Source organism: Samsonia erythrinae (assembly GCF_004342665.1).
Taxonomy (GTDB): Bacteria; Pseudomonadota; Gammaproteobacteria; order Enterobacterales; family Enterobacteriaceae; genus Samsonia; species Samsonia erythrinae.
Map to the genome: position 1 here is coordinate 68,000 of NZ_SMBY01000005.1, position 18,076 is coordinate 86,075.

14 protein-coding genes are annotated in these 18,076 nt (G+C 54.9%); 4 read left to right on the forward strand and 10 right to left on the reverse strand.

Annotated features, from left to right (window positions below; all coding sequences use genetic code 11):
* Window positions 1-125: 125 nt before the first annotated feature.
* From cho to EDC54_RS10040, 4 genes are all read right to left on the reverse strand, one after another.
* Window positions 126-971, reverse strand: a complete 846-nt coding sequence (cho, locus tag EDC54_RS10025; RefSeq protein ID WP_132455743.1) for an excinuclease Cho — start codon at window positions 969-971, stop codon at window positions 126-128.
* Window positions 968-2,233, reverse strand: a complete 1,266-nt coding sequence (gene umuC, locus EDC54_RS10030) for a translesion error-prone DNA polymerase V subunit UmuC (RefSeq protein ID WP_132455745.1) — start codon at window positions 2,231-2,233, stop codon at window positions 968-970. Before umuC ends, cho begins: the two co-directional genes overlap by 4 nt.
* The gene (gene umuD, locus EDC54_RS10035) at window positions 2,233-2,652 is read right to left on the reverse strand and encodes a translesion error-prone DNA polymerase V autoproteolytic subunit (protein WP_132455747.1); all 420 of its coding nucleotides are present in this window, start codon (window positions 2,650-2,652) and stop codon (window positions 2,233-2,235) included. Before umuD ends, umuC begins: the two co-directional genes overlap by 1 nt.
* Before the next feature lie 161 nt (window positions 2,653-2,813).
* The gene (locus EDC54_RS10040) at window positions 2,814-3,437 is read right to left on the reverse strand and encodes a helix-turn-helix transcriptional regulator (protein WP_132455749.1); all 624 of its coding nucleotides are present in this window, start codon (window positions 3,435-3,437) and stop codon (window positions 2,814-2,816) included.
* A 228-nt stretch (window positions 3,438-3,665) separates the two neighbouring features.
* On the opposite strand from EDC54_RS10040, the gene EDC54_RS10045 reads away from it, so the two are divergent.
* The 4 genes from EDC54_RS10045 (at window position 3,666) to EDC54_RS10060 (ending at window position 7,674) form a co-directional block, all read left to right on the forward strand.
* A complete protein-coding gene (locus EDC54_RS10045; RefSeq protein ID WP_132455751.1) occupies window positions 3,666-4,640 on the forward strand; it encodes a threo-3-hydroxy-L-aspartate ammonia-lyase in 975 nt (324 codons plus the stop codon).
* Window positions 4,641-4,649: 9 nt separating this feature from the next.
* Window positions 4,650-5,591, forward strand: coding sequence for an ornithine cyclodeaminase family protein (locus EDC54_RS10050; RefSeq protein WP_132455753.1), 942 nt, complete (start codon window positions 4,650-4,652; stop codon window positions 5,589-5,591).
* Window positions 5,588-6,730, forward strand: a complete 1,143-nt coding sequence (locus tag EDC54_RS10055) for a DSD1 family PLP-dependent enzyme (protein ID WP_132455755.1) — start codon at window positions 5,588-5,590, stop codon at window positions 6,728-6,730. The genes EDC54_RS10050 and EDC54_RS10055 overlap by 4 nt, the downstream gene beginning before the upstream one ends.
* Window positions 6,731-6,933: 203 nt before the next feature.
* Entirely contained in the window at window positions 6,934-7,674 is a 741-nt protein-coding gene (locus EDC54_RS10060) for a sulfite exporter TauE/SafE family protein (RefSeq protein WP_230514499.1), read from the forward strand.
* 3 nt (window positions 7,675-7,677) lie between these two features.
* On the opposite strand, the gene EDC54_RS10065 is transcribed toward EDC54_RS10060, so the two are convergent.
* The 6 genes from EDC54_RS10065 to EDC54_RS10090 all read right to left on the reverse strand — a co-directional run bounded on the left by EDC54_RS10065 (window position 7,678) and on the right by EDC54_RS10090 (window position 17,797).
* Window positions 7,678-8,574, reverse strand: coding sequence for a LysR family transcriptional regulator (locus EDC54_RS10065; RefSeq protein WP_132455757.1), 897 nt, complete (start codon window positions 8,572-8,574; stop codon window positions 7,678-7,680).
* A 291-nt stretch (window positions 8,575-8,865) separates the two neighbouring features.
* Window positions 8,866-9,555 (reverse strand): respiratory nitrate reductase subunit gamma, encoded by a 690-nt coding sequence (gene narI / locus EDC54_RS10070; RefSeq protein WP_132455759.1) that lies wholly within the window; start codon window positions 9,553-9,555, stop codon window positions 8,866-8,868.
* Window positions 9,555-10,274, reverse strand: coding sequence for a nitrate reductase molybdenum cofactor assembly chaperone (gene narJ / locus EDC54_RS10075; RefSeq protein ID WP_132455761.1), 720 nt, complete (start codon window positions 10,272-10,274; stop codon window positions 9,555-9,557). Before narJ ends, narI begins: the two co-directional genes overlap by 1 nt.
* Window positions 10,267-11,832, reverse strand: coding sequence for a nitrate reductase subunit beta (gene narH / locus EDC54_RS10080; protein WP_132455763.1), 1,566 nt, complete (start codon window positions 11,830-11,832; stop codon window positions 10,267-10,269). The genes narJ and narH overlap by 8 nt, the downstream gene beginning before the upstream one ends.
* A complete protein-coding gene (locus EDC54_RS10085; RefSeq protein ID WP_132455765.1) occupies window positions 11,832-15,593 on the reverse strand; it encodes a nitrate reductase subunit alpha in 3,762 nt (1,253 codons plus the stop codon). Before EDC54_RS10085 ends, narH begins: the two co-directional genes overlap by 1 nt.
* Before the next feature lie 815 nt (window positions 15,594-16,408).
* Complete coding sequence (locus EDC54_RS10090) at window positions 16,409-17,797, reverse strand: NarK family nitrate/nitrite MFS transporter (RefSeq protein ID WP_132455767.1); 1,389 nt, start codon at window positions 17,795-17,797, stop codon at window positions 16,409-16,411.
* Window positions 17,798-18,076: the final 279 nt, after the last annotated feature.

Genomic DNA, 18,076 nt, shown 5'->3' on the forward strand with positions numbered 1-18,076 from the left:
TCGTTTCACATGACCCTTATCTTTATGCCGCTCATCGGCAGACCGGGCAGTAACCAAGTATAGGCAAAAATTGAAAAAAACACCGATAAGTTTTCAGAAGAAATGCACAGGGCAGATGATGCGCATTATTCATCCAGCGGAATAATGTCCACACCGTTGCTGATAATCGGTTTGCATAAAATTTTGTAGCCATCGCTATCAAAATTCGTCGCAACCTGTTTTAGCGTCGCCACCTCTGACAAATCCGCGACGGTGCCCAGATAAAACCAGTGATGAATGATGTGATACTCCGTCTTCCCCTGACGGCTCTCCTTAATCGCAATTTTCCCCGGATAGGCCCAACAGTTGAGCTTCATGGCATTGAGCCGAATCGCCAGCCGCTCTTGATGCGCCGACACGGGCTCTTTACCACAGCAGGCGCCGGCGCATTTTTTCAACGCATAGCGAAAACACGCCCGCCCCGCCGGCAGGCGTTCGATACCCAGTACGCCCAGACAGAGCTTTTCTTCATCGGCTATCGTTTTCAAGGCGTTTATCGCCGCGAGACGATGGCTGAACAACCCGTACAGATCGGGCGTCGTAGAAAAATCGACCTCTCTGGCATACACCACCTCGATGAGATTTCCATCAAAATGGATCGAGCATAATTGACGTGAACGCCGCAGCCGCTTGTTAAAAAGCGGCGTCTGCTGCTTAATCATCCGGGCTTCTAATAACAGCGCGCCGATCTCCCCGGCGGTCTCAATAAACGTAATGCGTCGGGTCTGCCTCAGCAGTTTCGCTTCTTTACGCGTGCGCAGATGCGATAACACGCGAGCGCGGATATTGATACTTTTGCCGATATACAACGGCAACGTGTCACTGTCGCCGTGAAAGACATAAACACCGGGCGCCGCTGGCAACTCATCCAGTTCAGTTCGTAGGTGTGCCGGGTATTCATAAATATCAGGCATTTTTTCAGGCGGCATCATGACTTTACAACCTTTAAATCTTCGGTTCGCGTTGTGTAAGCGGGCGATAACCGCTCTCGTTTCATTGCCCAGCCGGGGTTCACCCCTTGGCCAGCAAACCAAATGTTTCCTTTACCAGAATGGTTGATATGGTCGATTGCCGCCATTAAACCGGCGCTATTCGCATGGGGCTTACGCGCGTCAAACATGTCTAATTGCGCAATCCCCTGCTGATAAAAATCGGATAGCACCACGCCGGCTTTACAATAGCGATAGCCCTGCTTCCAGATGCGCGCCAGCGCCTCGATCGCCAACGCAATAATGTCCCGGGTATCGTTCGTCGGCACGAATGTCACGCGGGTCGCCTGATCGCCATAATATTCCCCTTGAGCGACATGCGGGCTGGTGCGGATAAATACGGCGACCTGGCAGCAATATTGCTTCTCATGACGCAATTTCTCCGCCGCCCGTTCAGCATAACGACAAACCGCCTGATGCATGTGCGCATACTCGGTAATACGTGAGCTAAATGAACGGGAACACAGTATTTGCTGTTTGGCTGCGGCCTGTTCTTCAACCGCCAGACAGGGCTGTCCGCGCAGTTCACGTACCGTTCGTTCGACCACCACGCTAAAGTTTCTGCGGATATAAGCAAGATCGCAGCGCGCCAGCATCAAGGCGCTGTCGATCCCCATTGATTCCAGCCTGCGCGCCAGTCGCCGCCCGATGCCCCAGACATCGCCGACGGGGGTAATCGCCAGCAATTTCTCCTGACGTACCGGGCTGGACAAATCCACCACGCCCTCCGTTTTATGCCAGATTTTCGCCGCATGATTCGCCAACTTAGCGAGCGTTTTGGTCGGCGCGATCCCGACGCCCACGGTCAAATGCGCTTCACGTTTTATTCTCTCCCTGATCTGCTGCCCAAAACGCTCAAGCGATATGCAGTGACTCACGCCAGACACATCCAAAAAGGCCTCGTCAATGCTGTAGATTTCCACCGCAGGCGCCATCTCTTCCAAAATACTCATCACGCGGGCCGACATATCGGCATAAAGCGCATAATTAGAGGAAAAAACGGCAATGTTGTGTTGTTGAATGAGCCCACCGATTTGAAACAGCGGCACGCCCATTTTTACGCCCAGTCGTTTAGCTTCATGAGAACGGGCAATCACACAGCCATCGTTGTTACTGAGCACGATGACCGGTTTGTCGGCCAGATCTGGGCGAAAAATCTTTTCACAGCTGGCGTAAAACGTATTCACATCAACCAACGCGTACATTAGCGTGTCGCATGGATGACATAGGTCACGACGCCAAAAATCTCCAGGCAGTCGTTGACGTGAAAGGGAATCGGCGCATAGGCCGCATTCATCGGAACCAAGGCCCGGGTTGGCGTCAGTTGCAATTGTTTGATCGTGAACTCGCCGTCAAGCGCTGCAATCACTATATCGCCATGGCGTGCTTGCAATGCGCTATCGACCACCACCAGATCGCCATCGTGAATACCGCCATCCACCATTGACTGACCGGAAACACGGACAAAATAGGTTGCGGCAGGGTGGCGAATACATAGCGTGTTCAGATCGATGCGCTGTTCAATATAATCGTTCGCCGGGCTGGGAAACCCCGCGGGGACTGTATCGGCATAAAGGTTCAGCGGCTGTTTTACAGGATTGGACTCAGGAAGATATCGTTTCATTACTCGGCAATATAACTGTTTTTTTATACAGTATAGAAAGCGAGCAACAACAATGCAATGCGCAAAACGCCCTGAGAAACTCAGCGCTTTCCTCCTGTCTGGCTAAAAAACCTCGATGGCACGCCACATCAATGGCTTAACCTATCTGACTGCCCCTCGCCCTATTCCTTCGCATACAAATAAACCGACGCACGGGATACGCCCAGATGCTGTGCGATGGTTTCCATGGCTCTTTTCACGTCCAACAGACCGCTGTCCTTTAATTCCTGAAGCAGTAATTTACGCTCTTGCGCTTTCAGCGCCCGTGGCGTGGTGGCAAGACGCGCCGCGAAATGATCGATGTGCAGTCTGATCGCCGCTGCGCCGTTGGGCTCCAGATGCTCAGTGACGGCATCGGCAGCCAACTGGGTAAACTGCGCCAGCGCATGCTGCATCCCCCGAAATAGCGTCATATCGACGTTCAGACAGAGCGCCGCGACGTATTCGCCTTGCGCATTTTTGATGCCGACCGAGGTGCTTTTTACCGGACGCCCGTCGGCAAACTGATTGGCATAATTGGCCAAAATATTAGGAAAATCGGGTGAGGCAATGCGGGCAAGCCCCAGTTCCGTCGCAGGAGCGCCGACATCTCTGCCGGAGAGATTATTGTGAATGGAAAGAATGGCGTGCTGCGGATTTTTCAGATCGTGCACAACCACTTCACAGAATGGCGCGAACGTCTCGCTCACCCCTTTCGCTATGGCATCTAACTGCGTCAGCAGCAGATCTTCTCCAGATGTAGACATTGTTACTCTCCTATACCCATACCGGCGCAACCGCATTTTCCGGCGCTGAGTGTACCACACACCCTTTCTTCGCCCTCTTTCAGCAGCACAGGTTTTACGCCGCCGTCACGTTCAACACACACCACATTAGACAATTTATCTAATTTTATATATTTTGTTTATTCAACATGCAGCGACGTCGCGATCGTGACGCCGTATTCACCATCACTAACAACAGGTTATCCTGAAATGAGCGACTTACACCTCCCGACCTTCGACGATGTGGTCGCCGCGGCGGAACGTATTGCCGGCTATGCCAATAAAACGCCGGTGATGACATCACGCACGGTTAATGCCGCGTTCGGCGCAGACGTTTTTTTCAAGTGTGAAAACTTTCAGCGCATGGGCGCATTTAAGTTTCGCGGCGCCATGAACGCGCTGTTGCAATTTTCAGACGAGCAAAAAGCCGCTGGCGTGGTCACCTTTTCTTCCGGCAACCATGCGCAGGCGATTGCACTGGCGGCTAAATTGCTCGGTATTCCTGCCACGATCATCATGCCTCACGATGCGCCGGCGGCGAAGGTCGCGGCCACGCGCGGCTATGGCGGGAACGTAGTGGAATACCATCGGTATACCGAAGATCGTGAGCAGATCGGCCGCGATCTGGCGAAAAGACAGGGACTGACGCTGATCCCCCCTTACGATCACCCGCACGTGATTGCCGGGCAAGGCACCGCCGCGAAAGAACTGCTGGAAGAAACGGGCGAACTGGACGCGCTGTTCGTCTGTTTGGGCGGCGGTGGGTTGCTGTCGGGTTCCGCGCTTTCAACCCGCCGGCTCTCTCCGGCCTGCAAAATTTATGGCGTCGAACCGCTCGCGGGAAATGACGGGCAGCAATCTTTGCGTAGCGGCAACATCGTGCATATTGATACGCCCAAAACCATCGCCGATGGCGCACAGACCCAGCATCTGGGTAACTATACCTTCCCGATAATTCGCCGGCATGTCGATGATATTCTGACGGTCACGGATGACGACCTGATTGACGCAATGCGTTTTTTTGCCGAACGCATGAAAATGGTCGTTGAGCCGACGGGGTGTCTCGGCTTCGCCGCCGCGCGTAACCTCAGGGAATCGCTGCGCGGTAAACGTATCGGCATTATTATCAGCGGCGGGAATGTCGATATCAGCCGCTACAGCGCATTTCTGGCCGGTCATGTCTGAGGAAAAACGATGATTTTTATTTCTGAAGCGACGTCTGCTGCGCTCATCAGCCATGAGCTGGCTTATGACGCCGTTCGTCAAGCCCTGCTCGCCGCCAGCGAACCGGAAGCACACAGTTTTCCGGTGGTGCACGGGCACGGTTCCGAGGCAAGTAACACTTTCAGCGTCAAAGCCGCGGCAACCCGTGAGCTTGCGGGGCTCAAAATCGGATCGTTCTGGCCGGGAAATCCTGCGAACGGGCTACCTCGTCACAATTCCCTGATCCTGCTGTTCGATCAGCAAACCGGGAAAATGGCCGTCGCGATTGAAGCCGGAAAGGTAAACGCCTTTCGTACCGCCGCTGCCGACGCTGTCGCCGCCGATTTACTGGCCAGAACCGATGCCTCGGTTTTAGCGGTGTTCGGCACCGGTCATCAGGCACGCTATGAATGCGCTGCGCTGGCAAGAATCCGGCCCATTCGTACCGTGCTGATCGTCGGACGCGATGTCCGTAAATCCACAGAGATGGCCCAAGAACTCATGGCTGTCGGGCTGGATGCACACATCAGCGATGCCGAAAGCGCCTGTCGAGCAGCGGATATCATCGTGACCGCCACACCATCGCGCGCACCGCTGTTTAACGCCGCGTGGGTCAAGGCGGGCACGCACATTGTCAGCATGGGGTCGGATGCCGTTGGCAAGCAGGAACTGCCGCCCGACCTGTTTCATACGGGGCGTCTGTTTTGCGATCTGCCTTCCCAGTCCCGAATGATAGGTGACTTCCAACACGCGCCAGCCCATGTGACGCTAACCGCCATTGGCGACGTGATTAGCGCGAACGCCGCAGGACGCAAAACGCCGGATGAGATCACGGTTTTCGACAGTTCCGGTCTGTCCATTCAGGACTTATATATCGGCCAGCGCATTCTTGCCGTCTGGCAGCAGGCTAAACAACATGAAGGTGTACAATGAAAAAGAGTGAATGGCTTAACGCGCTGGAAACGCCCTTTTTGCTGATTGATGAATTCCGTTTTCAGCGCAATATCGACAGGCTGTATCGGCGAACGGAACAATTGGGCAGCCGAATCCGGCCACATCTCAAAACGCTACGTTCGATTGAAGCTGGCCGCTATCTGCTCAAGGACCGCGCATCGCCGGCGACCGTTTCGACGCTGGCAGAAGCGAAAGCTTTTGCCGCCGCGGGGTATACCGACCTGCTCTACGCCGTGGGGATCGCGCCGCACAAGCTGCCGCGCGTCGCCCATTTAATCCGTAAAGGCGTGAACCTGCATATTCTGCTCGACAGCCCAGAACAGGCGCGCGCAGTCACCGATTTTGCCCTCGCCAATGACGTTACGTTCTCGGTATTTATCGAGATCGACTGTGATGGGCATCGCGGCGGTATTCCACCGGAAAGCGAGGCGCTGCTTACGCTGGCAAAGCAGATCGACGGTAACGGCGCGACGCTCACCGGCCTGCTGGCGCATGCGGGAGAATCTTACGCCTGTCGCACGGACGAGGCGATCCGCGCGGCGGCGCGCGCAGAGTGCGACGCCATCAACCTCGCCGGGCGGCGCGTTCGCACGCTGGGCATTGCCTGCCCTGTGCTTAGCGTCGGCGCGACCCCAACGGCGCACTTTGCTGAAGACTTAACCGGCATTACCGAGGTGAGAGCGGGCGTTTTCACCACCTTCGATCTGGTGATGAAGAATGTCGGCGTCTGCTCGCTGGATGATATCGCCCTGTCGGTGGTGTGCAGCGTGATTGGGCATAATCGCGAAAAAGGCTGGGTGTTCATCGATGCGGGCTGGATGGCGCTCTCCCGCGATCGCGGCACAGCATCTCAGGCGAAGGATTACGGTTACGGGCTGGTTTGCCATCTGGATGGCCGCCCTTATGACGACCTCTGCGTGACGACCACCAATCAGGAACACGGCATCATCGCGCTTCCCGTCGACGCCGGGCTTTCGGTTGATGATTTCCCCGTCGGCACACGCTTGCGGATCTTGCCGAACCACGCCTGCGCCACTGCCGCGATGCATCAGCACTATCAGGTGTTGAAATCAGAGACTAACGCTCAGGAAACCTGGCAGCGCATTACCGGATGGTAATCGCCTGTTGCGCGCACCGCCCGACCTGATGCGTCGGGTGGTCATTTTCGTTTGTCGTTCCGCCTCGGCGGTTACAGCTGGCAATCCTGCCTGTCCCGCCAAAGGCCACATCAGTTTTTCCTTGAGACATCCTCAACCAAATACGCATATACAGACACTATCGCCCCCTTTACTATCCCGCCATCAAAGGGTGATAAGGCACAATGTCATATAAACAGGGGGCTGAAGTGATTACCATTATCTCCGTATTCCTCTTGGCCGGAATAGTGAAAGGCGTAATTGGGCTGGGGTTGCCAACGATCGCAATGGGGTTATTAACCGTCGTGATGCCGCCGGCCAGCGCAGCCAGTTTGTTAATTATCCCGTCGCTGGTGACCAATATATGGCAACTCTTCATCGGGCCGGCATTTTTTCGCTTAATTAAACGCCTCTGGGGATTGATTGCAGGGATTTTTATTGGCACGTTATTCAGCGTATTACCCGGTTTAACCTCTACGTCGTCGTGGACTGAAGCCGCGCTGGGTATCGTGCTGATCATGTATGGCCTTTGGGGACTGATTGCCACGAAACTCCCGTCCCCGGGCAAAGCAGAGAAGTGGCTTTCGCCACTGGTTGGCTATCTTACCGGCGCCATTACCGCAGCGACCGGGGTTTTCGTTATTCCCGCCGTCCCCTATCTGCAATCGCTCCAGTTAAATAAAGACGATCTTGTTCAGTCGCTCGGATTGGCTTTCACGGCATCGACTCTTGCGCTAGCCATGCACCTGTCGCTGGACAGCAAACTGGATCACGTTGACTATGCTTTATCTGCCATTGCCCTAATTCCCGCGATTGCCGGAATGTATGCCGGTCAATACCTGCGTAAGCTAATCAGCGAACTCGCCTTCCGCCGCTGTTTTTTTATCGGGCTGATTGCGCTGGGCGCGTATATGACGATTAAATAGCGGCTAGGATCCGATCGGGGGTTGAACCAGAAAATCCACAAACGCCGTTGCATATCCGGGAAGATCGGCGAAATCCCGTGCGCAGATAATCAGTTTGCGGTTAGCCCAGCGTTCCGACAGACGGATAATATGGATATCACGGCGATGAGGATAGCGCTCGGCGGCATGTCTCGGGAGGATCGCGATACCGACGCCGCTGTTCACTACCTGCATCACCGCATCAAATGTCGCCATGCGGACGCGGTAGTTAAGACGACGCCCCTGCTTCTTGGCGTGCTCATCAATATGATCCTGAAGCGCGATCCCCGCGGATAAGCCGATAAATTCGGCGGTGATAATCGCATCAAATGTAGTGCTGTCGAGATCGCGCCAGCGCCCGCTTGCCGGCGCAAACACCACTAATTCGTCATCACGGAAAGGACGCGAGGCCAATCCGTTCAACGGGGTAGAATCAGCGACGATGCCTAAATTCGCCGTTTGATTTTTAATGGCCGTGACAATATCGTCGCTGAGCATCTCTTTAACAGAGATGGAAATATTGGGGTTATGCTGTAAATAAGGGCCGATCAAACCGGGTAAAAATTCGCTCTGCGCCGAGGAATTACATAACAGATTGATGTGCCCGCGCAGCCCTTTGCCGTATTGATGCAATTCACTGCGCATATGCTCAACCTGCTGCAATACGATATTGGCATGGTTGACCAATGAATATCCCGCGTCTGACAGCGTAACCCCTGTTCTCGACCGGTTGAGTAACGGGACGCCAAGCTCGCTTTCCATACCGCGGATACGCTCGCTGGCTGACTGCAACGTCAGGTGTGACAACGCGGCGCCGCCGGTAATGCTTCCCGCCTTATAAACGTTGAGAAACAGACGCAGGTCGATGATATCAAAGCGCATAAGAACACAGACTCCTTTGGATTGGTCGCCTTCATCCGGTCTTTCGGTGATGCTTAACCTGAGTCTGGAACTTATCCACATTCAAAGCAGGTAGTCAATTTATAAGATAAGTCGTCTGATTCGCCACGGGTCAGCTCTTTGCCAGACGCCCCTCACGATAGAAATGTGACGACAGATCTGAAAACACGATGTTGACGATGAAAAAGCCGCGGATGATGGAAAGAGAGATGGAGGAGAGGGGAAGAGAAACGGCGGCGTTGTACCCTGTATGCCGCCGTTTCCTATCGCCGCTTAGCGACGATTACGCACCAGCTGGTAGCGGCGAGTCAGATACTCGACCGGCGCACTCCAGATATGAACCAGACGGCAGAACGGGAACAGCACGAACAGCGTCAGCCCCAGCACAATGTGCAGTTTGAAGATCAAGGCGACACCCGCCAGATGTTCAGACGCGCCGCCCTGAAAGAAAGCCACGCTCTGCGCCCATCCCACCAGCTTCAGCATCTCGCTGCCGTCCATATGCTGCGCGGAGAACGGAATGGTCAGCAGCCCCAAACCGGCCTGAATCACCAGCAACGACAGAATGAGAATATCACCGACGCTGGAGGTTGCCCGAATGCGCGGGTTGGTCAGACGGCGTTTCAGCAACAGCGCACCGCCGACGAACGTCAGGATACCCGCCGCGCCGCCGCCAAACATCGCCATTTTCTGTTTCACTTCCATCGGCAGGAACGCTTCGTACATCCAGTGCGGCGTCAACATGCCGAGGAAATGCCCGGCAAAAACGCCCAGAATCCCCAGATGGAACAGATTAGACGCCAGACGCATCCCCTTCTTATCCAGCATCTGGCTTGAACCCGCACGCCAGCTATACTGGCCGTAGTCATAGCGCAACCAGCTGCCAATCAGGAAAATGGCCATGGCCAGATACGGATAAATGTCAAAAAAGAACACGTTAAAATAGTTGGTGAAAGCGCTCATTAGCGTTGCCCTCCCGCCGGTGTAGCGTCAAGATTCAGATATTGCGGCACCACGGCGCCCGCAAAGCGGCGTTGGTGTTGCGTTTGTTGGGCCGATGCGCAGCCTTCTTCGCCGAGAAACTTAATCTGCTCCTCTTCCCACACGGCATCCAGCGCCTGCGGCGTATCATCGCGCGCCTCGTCAGCGACCGTATTGGTGACATCGTCACTTTTCAGTTCGCTGCCTGAAATCACCAGCAACAGATCGAACAGCACGGCATAGTCGCTGTCGCGCTGCTGCAAACGCGCGCCAATCAAGGCGAGAATCGGTGCGATGTCGAGTAAACCCGCGCGGCTCTGCGCGGGCTCCAGACGAGAAAGATACTCAAGGTATAGCGGCAGATAGTCGGGCAGTTCGCGGCAATCCAACGCCAGCCCTGCCTCACGATACTGCTGCATAAGATCGACCATCGCCTGCCCACGGTCACGAGACTCGCCATGTACGTGTTCGAACAGCAGTAGCGAGGTTGCCCGGCCGCGATCAAACAAACCGCTATATTCCGCCTGTTTATCCAACAGATCCTGCGAACATAATGCGTCGATGAACTGCATGAGCTGATGGCTCTCACGCAGTGGCAACGCGGCGGTCTGTTCGACCGCTTCGATCAGTTCCGCCTTGTTTTCCCACAGTTCGCTATCGGGATAGTCCAGCAGTCGGGCAATAATCCGCAGGCTAATCATTATTCGTCTCCTGCATGATCTTGCTGTTCATGTCGCGCGTTTTGCTGCTGACGTCGATGGCGTCGATCCGTTTGCTGTTGAACAGGTTGAATTTGGTATCGCTACCGTGGCAACCATCGCCAAAGCTGAAGCCGCAACCTTTACTTTCCGGGAACGCTTCACGCGCCAGTTCGCGATGGCTTGTCGGGATCACGAAGCGATCTTCGTAGTTGGCAATCGCCAGATAGCGATACATCTCCTGCGCCTGCGCTTCGGTCAGCCCTACCTGCTCCAGCGCGCGGGTATCGATCTTGCCTTCTACGGTTTCCGCCCGTTTGTAATGACGCATCGCCAGCATCCGTTTCAGCGCCAGCAGTACCGGCTCGGTATCCCCGGCGGTTAACAGATTGGCCAGATACTCTACGGGAATTCGCAGGCTTTCCACGTCCGGCAGTACGCCGGTGTGCGCCAACTGGCCCGCGTCCGCGGCAGACTGGATCGGAGACAACGGCGGCACATACCACACCATCGGCAGCGTGCGGTATTCCGGGTGCAGCGGCAACGCCAGCTTCCAGTCCATCGCCATTTTGTAAACCGGCGACTGCTGCGCCGCTTCAATCACGCTGTTGGGAATGCCATCTTTCAGTGCTTGTTCAATGACTTTGGGGTCATGCGGGTCAAGGAAGACATCCAACTGGCTTTGGTACAGATCTTTCTCATTTTCGACTGCCGCGGCCTGTTCGATACGGTCGGCATCATAGAGCAGCACGCCCAGATAGCGGATACGCCCCACACAGGTTTCCGAACAGACCGTCGGCTGACCGCTTTCGATACGCGGATAGCAGAAAATACATTTTTCTGATTTGCCGCTTTTCCAGTTGAAGTAAATTTTCTTGTACGGGCAACCCGTCAGGCACATACGCCAGCCGCGGCACTTGTCCTGATCGATCAGGACAATGCCGTCTTCGCCACGTTTGTAGATCGCACCGCTCGGGCAGGTCGCCACACACGCCGGGTTCAGACAGTGCTCACACAAGCGCGGCAGGTACATCATGAACGTGTTTTCGAACTGGCCGTACATCTCTTTTTGCATGTTATCGAAGTTTTTGTCCTTCGACCGCACGCTGAATTCGCCGCCCAGATCGTCTTCCCAGTTCGGACCGTTCTCGATTTTCTTCATCCGCTGACCGGTGATCAGCGAGCGCGGACGCGCGACGGGCTGATGTTTCCCTTCCGGCGCTTTGCGCAAGTTCTGATAGTCGTAGTCGAACGGCTCATAGTAGTCGTCGATTTCCGGCACATCCGGGTTGGCAAAGATTTTGGACAACACGCTGACGCGGTTACCCATACGCGGTTCGAGCTTACCGTTGATTTTACGGATCCAGCCGCCCTTCCATTTTTCCTGATCTTCCCAGGCATGGGGATACCCCACGCCCGGTTTGGTTTCGACGTTGTTGAACCAGGCGTATTCCATTCCTTCTCGGCTGGTCCAGACGTTTTTACAGGTAACCGAGCAGGTGTGACAGCCGATGCATTTGTCCAGATTCAGCACCATGCCCACTTGTGAACGAATTTTCATCAGGCTTTCTCCTGCTGTACCGGTTGTTGAGCGTAGTCGTGGCCTTCATCATCCAGCCAGTCGATGCGTTTCATTTTACGAACCACCACAAATTCATCGCGGTTTGACCCGACAGTGCCATAGTAGTTAAAGCCATAAGCCAGCTGGGCATAGCCGCCAATCATATGGGTCGGTTTCGGACAGATACGGGTGACCGAATTGTGAATACCGCCACGCTGTTGGGTAATTTCCGACCCCGGCAGGTTAATGATGCGTTCCTGCGCGTGGTACATCATGGTCATGCCCGCAGGCACGCGCTGGCTGACAACCGCACGCGCGGTCAACGCGCCGTTGGCGTTGAACGCTTCGATCCAGTCGTTATCCGCCACCCCTAAATCACGGGCATCGTCTTCACTCAGCCAGATAATCGGCCCGCCGCGCCCCAGCGTCAGCATCAACAGGTTGTCGCTGTACGTGGAGTGAATGCCCCATTTCTGGTGCGGCGTCAGGAAGTTCAGCGCTTTTTCCGGGTTGCCGTTCGGTTTCTGGTTCATCACCGGCGCGGCAGCGCGGGTATCGACCGGCGGACGGTAAACCAGCAGGCTTTCACCGAAGGCACGCATCCATTCATGATCCTGATACAGTTGCTGGCGACCGGACAGCGTGCGCCACGGAATCAGCTCGTGAACGTTGGTGTAACAGGCGTTATAGGAAACGTGTTCATCTTCCAGACCAGACCAGGTCGGGCTGGAGATAATTTTGCGCGGCTGCGCCTGAATATCGCGGAAACGAATTTTCTCGTCTTCTTTATTCAGTGCCAGATGCGTATGGTCGCGCCCGGTGACTTTGCTCAGGGCTTCCCATGCTTTTACCGCCACCTGACCGTTGGTTTCCGGCGCCAGAGACAGTATCACTTCCGCCGCGTCGATCGCCGTTTCAATTTTCGGACGACCCGCCGCCGCACCCTCGGTTTTGGTGTAGTTCAGTTTTTTCAGGAAATCGACTTCGGTTTGCGTGTTCCAACCGATGCCTTTACCGCCGTTGCCCAGCTTGTCTAACAGTGGGCCAAGCGAGGTGTAGCGCTCATACAGATTCGGATAGTCACGCTCCACCACCATCAGGTGCGGTGCCGTTTTCCCCGGGATCAGATCGCATTCGCCTTTTTTCCAGTCATCCACGCCGAACGGCTGCGCCATTTCCGCCGCAGAGTCGTGTTGGATCGGCAACGTCACCAGATCCGTTTCCTGACCAAGGTGGCCCTGACACACGCGGGAGAAGGTTTTAGCAATGCCTTTGTAGATCTCCCAGTCGCTTTTGGAATCCCATGCGGGATCGACGGCCGCCGACAGCGGATGAATAAACGGATGCATATCCGACGTATTCATGTCGTCTTTTTCATACCAGGTCGCCGTCGGCAAAACGATGTCGGAATACAGACAGGTACTGGACATGCGGAAGTCGAGCGTCACGACCAGATCCAGCTTGCCTTCGCCGCCCTGATCGCGCCATTCAACTTCTTCCGGCTTCACGCAGCCCTGTGCGCCGAGATCCTGCCCCTGAATACCGTGTTCCGTACCCAGCAGGTATTTCAGCATGTATTCATGCCCTTTACCGGAAGAGCCCAGCAGGTTAGAACGCCAGATGAACAGGTTGCGCGGGAAGTTCTGCGGGTTGTCCGGTTGTTCGGCGGCAAACGCGATTTCGCCTGATTTCAACGCGGCAACGGTATAGTCCTGCGGCGTCATGCCGGCGGCGCGCGCTTTTTCCGCGATATCCAGCGGGTTCATATTCAGCTGGGGCGCAGACGGCAACCAACCCATACGTTCGGCACGCACGTTAAAATCGATCATGCTGCCGGTAAAGCGGGATTTATCCGCCAGAGGCGACAGCAACTCCTGCGGCGCGACGGTTTCATAACGCCACTGGCTGGAATGGTTATAGAAGAAGGACGTACTGTTCATGTGGCGCGGTGGACGCTGCCAGTCCAGACCGAATGCCAGCGGCATCCAACCGGTTTGCGGGCGCAGCTTTTCCTGCCCGACATAGTGCGCCCAGCCGCCGCCGCTCTGCCCCACGCAGCCGCAGAAAATCAGCATGTTGATGATGCCGCGGTAGTTCATGTCCAGGTGGTACCAGTGGTTGATACCGGCACCGACGATGATCATGGAGCGCCCGTGCGTTTTATCCGCATTGTCGGCGAATTCACGCGCAATACGGATGATGTTCTGGCGAGAAACGCCGGTGATCTTCTCGGCCCAGGCCGGACTATAGGCTTTCACCTCGTCGTAATCACGCGCGCAGTTGTCATCATCCAGACCGCGATCCAGCCCATAGTTCGCCATGGTCAGGTCATAGACGCAGGCAACCAGCGCTTCGCTACCGTCAGCCAGCGTCAGGCGTTTCACCGGCAGTTTGTGCAGCAGCACATCCTGCAATTCGACGCTGTTGAAATGTTCACTGACTGCGCCGCCAAAATACGGGAAGCCGACGTCAACCACCTCGTCGTGCGACCCCAGCAGGCTCAGGCGCAGTTTCACCTCTTCGCCGCTCACGCCGTCGCGCTGTTCCAGATTCCATTTACCCTGATCGCCCCAGCGATAGCCGATTGACCCTTGCGGCGCCGTCAGGTTGCCGCTGGCGTCGTCAATCGCGATGGTTTTCCACTGCGGGTTGTTATCGTGACCGAGGTTATCCACCAAATCGGACGCACGCAGCATACGGCCCGCCGCATAGTACCCCTCCTCACGCGGCTCCAGCAGCACCAGCATCGGCAGGTCAGTATATTGCCGTACATAGTCGCTGAAATACTGGCTCGGTTTATCAAGGTGGAATTCTTTCAGAATAACGTGCCCCATCGCCAGCGCCATCGCGCTGTCAGTCCCCTGTTTCGGGTTCAGCCACTGATCGCACAACTTGGCGATTTCAGCGTAGTCCGGCGTCACCGCGACCGTTTTGGTGCCTTTGTAGCGGACTTCCGTGAAGAAGTGAGCATCCGGGGTACGAGTTTGCGGAACGTTTGATCCCCAGGCGATGATGTAAGAGGAGTTATACCAGTCGGCCGATTCGGGTACGTCGGTCTGTTCGCCCCAGGTCATCGGCGAAGCGGGCGGCAGGTCACAGTACCAATCGTAGAAGCTCAGACACACGCCCCCCAACAGGGAGAGATAGCGCGCACCGGCCGCATAAGACACCATCGACATCGCCGGAATCGGTGAAAAGCCGATGATGCGGTCAGGGCCGTAGGTTTTGGCGGTATAAACGTTAGACGCGGCAATCAGTTCGTTGACTTCATTCCAGTCAGAGCGAACAAAACCGCCGCGGCCACGGATCTGTTTGTAGTATTTAGTTTTTTCGGGGTCATTAACGATGGATGCCCAGGCATCAACCGGATCGCTGTGCGTCAACCGAGCCTCACGCCACAGTTTCAGCAGGCGTTTGCGCATCATCGGGTATTTCAGACGGTTTGCGCTGTAAAGATACCAGGAATAGCTTGCGCCGCGCGGGCAGCCGCGAGGTTCATGGTTGGGCAGATCCGGACGAGTGCGCGGATAGTCAGTCTGTTGCGTCTCCCACGTCACCAGACCGTTTTTCACATAAATCTTCCAGCTACATGAACCGGTGCAGTTTACCCCGTGGGTAGAACGTACCACCTTGTCGTGCTGCCAGCGGCTACGATAGCCATCTTCCCAATCGCGATTGGTGTTAAGGGTCTGGCCGTGACCATCAGAAAACGGTTCGGCCAGTTGTTTGAAGTAACGTAACCGGTCAAGGAATTTGCTCATCCGGACTCTCCTGCTGCGAAGCCTGCTGGCCCCTGTCGTTATGAAATGTTCGTAGCAGATATCTGTTTTTGCTTACGATACATCGCTCAAATTGGCGCTAGGGTATCCGGCAACCGCGGCGGCAAACTTGATAACGATCAAGAGTGCCCTCCCGCAAAAAACGAAGAAGACATTCAACTACCACCAAAGAATTATTACGAAAAAATAAATTAATTACATGATTTTAAAGGATAAAAATAAAACCATTTGTTTTGTGCTTATACTGAATTTATACACACGACTATTTAGAGGTAGTAGTCAGGAAGCGACGAAAAATCGTGCAGATTCAATAAGGGGGTAGCTGGATGCAGCGCGAAAAAAACGCTTCTCCGAAAAGGAGGAGGCGTCGTAGTTATATTTCCATGCGAACGTAGAGAGCATGTCTCTGTCCTTGTTTTTCTGGCGTAAAAAATTGTGCTGAGGTGGGCGTGACTGCCGGGTGAGCCGCAGGGATGCGGCGAAAACCAGTGCCGCGTCGGACAAAAACGTCAACGACGTTTTTGAACAGCACTTGTGCTGGCCCGTAGGGCGAGCCCATTAATGGGGCGAGTAAACGCGTCACTGGAGGCCCGAGTAGCAGTCACGAGCGCCGAAGGTATCGCGTAGCGACACAATTAGCGCCAACAAGCCAGAGGTCAAGGAGCGCGGCAATTGAGCGTTCCTTGTCGGGCGCGTGCTACGGAGTAGCATGAAAATAACAGCATTAACCGCGCACGAAACCACCTCTTAGTCGACATAAAATGTGGCTACGAGGTGGTTGGGAGCCGGGTCAAGGCTCAGTTTTTCTTTCTGGCGTAAACCAGCCAGGTCACTAATACGCACACGACATAACACACCACAAACACCTTCATGGCGCCGGTGGGCGAGCCGGTTAATTCGAGTGACGTCCCGAAGGCTTTAGGAATGAAGAACCCCCCGATCGCGCCAATCGCTGAAATAAAGCCCAGCGCCGCCGCCGTATCGGTGGCCGCCGTGCGCTGCGCATCTGCATCGCTTCCGCCGGCGGCTTTCACCCGATCCGTCGTGAGCTTACGGAAAATCACCGCAATCATCTGGAAGGTAGAACCACTGCCCAGCCCCGCCGTCAGAAACAGCGCCATGAAGATGCCGAAGAACAGTCCGAATGACCCCGCATGCCCCTCACCCGGCAAAGACAGGAAGAGCAGTACGGAGAAAATCGCCATCAGGATGAAGTTAATCAATGTGACTCTGATCCCGCCGAAGCGGTCAGACAGGATCCCGCCGACCGGACGCGCCAGCGCCCCCAGCAACGGCCCGAAGAAGGCATAGTACAAAATAACCACGTCCGGGAACTGCGTTCTGGCTAACATGCCGAAACCCGCCGAAAACCCGATAAACGAACCAAACGTCGACAGATACAGGAAACTGAGTACCCACAGGTGCATTTGTTTAAGCACCGGCAGTTGCTTGCGTATGGAGGCATTGGCCGTAGACAGGTCGTTCATGCCAAACCACGCCGCGATCGAGGCGATCACCAGAAACGGCACCCAAACCCATGCCGCATGGTGCAACCAGAGGGTGCTGCCGTCAGGCTGAACAACGCCGCTGCCGCCGAGACTCAGTATCGGCAGGAAGATCACCACGGGCACCACAAGCTGCATCACACTTACGCCGAGGTTGCCCAAACCGCCGTTAATGCCTAATGCGCCACCCTGACGCGATTTCGGAAAAAAGAAGCTGATGTTAGCCATACTGGAGGCGAAGTTCGCGCCGGCAAAACCACATAACAGGGAAATAAGCACGAAAATACGGTAAGGCGTTTGTGGGTTTTGCACGGCAAATCCCAGCCAGATACACGGGATCACCAGAATAATCGTGCTCAACGTCGTCCAGCGGCGTCCCCCGACTACTGGGATGACGAAGGAGTAAGGAACACGCAACAACGTACCGGAAACGGAAGGCAACGCGGTCAGCAAAAAGAGTTGATCCGTGGTAAAACTAAACCCGACCTTGTTCAAATTAATCGCCACGGTGCTGAAAATCATCCAGACACAAAACGATAACAGCAGACAGGGCACAGAGATCCAAAGATTACGCTGTGCTATCCGTTGACCGCCAGATTGCCAGAATTGTGGGTCTTCAGGATTCCATCGACTTATCAGCGAGCTCTGCGATATTTTTTCGGGTGATGAAGGCTGCGTCATATAAACCTCAATAAATAAAAACGCGGTAGAATTAAGGCGCAACATTAGGGATTACACCGCAGGTAAAGTTGATGCAAATCAACGAGCTGTCAGGTAAAAAAACCGTGTAAAAATCACCACACTCCTTAATGAGTAAATTCCGTTAAAAAATAAACGACGATAATTCAAGTTGTTACACCCCCCACTTTTCTCTCCTTCCTCATCACTTTTACGGGTCGGATATTTGGTGGTACTCACTAGTGGGTATGGGGTTATCGTGTGCGATCGGGAAAAATGCCA

Bases quoted from the DNA above. Each gene is read 5' to 3' on its own strand.
- cho (WP_132455743.1), bottom strand. From the start codon at position 971: ATGATGCCGCCTGAAAAAATGCCTGATATTTATGAATACCCGGCACAC.
- umuC (WP_132455745.1), bottom strand. From the start codon at position 2,233: ATGTACGCGTTGGTTGATGTGAATACGTTTTACGCCAGCTGTGAAAAG.
- umuD (WP_132455747.1), bottom strand. From the start codon at position 2,652: ATGAAACGATATCTTCCTGAGTCCAATCCTGTAAAACAGCCGCTGAAC.
- EDC54_RS10040 (WP_132455749.1), bottom strand. From the start codon at position 3,437: ATGTCTACATCTGGAGAAGATCTGCTGCTGACGCAGTTAGATGCCATA.
- EDC54_RS10045 (WP_132455751.1), top strand. From the start codon at position 3,666: ATGAGCGACTTACACCTCCCGACCTTCGACGATGTGGTCGCCGCGGCG.
- EDC54_RS10050 (WP_132455753.1), top strand. From the start codon at position 4,650: ATGATTTTTATTTCTGAAGCGACGTCTGCTGCGCTCATCAGCCATGAG.
- EDC54_RS10055 (WP_132455755.1), top strand. From the start codon at position 5,588: ATGAAAAAGAGTGAATGGCTTAACGCGCTGGAAACGCCCTTTTTGCTG.
- EDC54_RS10060 (WP_230514499.1), top strand. From the start codon at position 6,934: ATGTCATATAAACAGGGGGCTGAAGTGATTACCATTATCTCCGTATTC.
- EDC54_RS10065 (WP_132455757.1), bottom strand. From the start codon at position 8,574: ATGCGCTTTGATATCATCGACCTGCGTCTGTTTCTCAACGTTTATAAG.
- narI (WP_132455759.1), bottom strand. From the start codon at position 9,555: ATGAGCGCTTTCACCAACTATTTTAACGTGTTCTTTTTTGACATTTAT.
- narJ (WP_132455761.1), bottom strand. From the start codon at position 10,274: ATGATTAGCCTGCGGATTATTGCCCGACTGCTGGACTATCCCGATAGC.
- narH (WP_132455763.1), bottom strand. From the start codon at position 11,832: ATGAAAATTCGTTCACAAGTGGGCATGGTGCTGAATCTGGACAAATGC.
- EDC54_RS10085 (WP_132455765.1), bottom strand. From the start codon at position 15,593: ATGAGCAAATTCCTTGACCGGTTACGTTACTTCAAACAACTGGCCGAA.
- EDC54_RS10090 (WP_132455767.1), bottom strand. From the start codon at position 17,797: ATGACGCAGCCTTCATCACCCGAAAAAATATCGCAGAGCTCGCTGATA.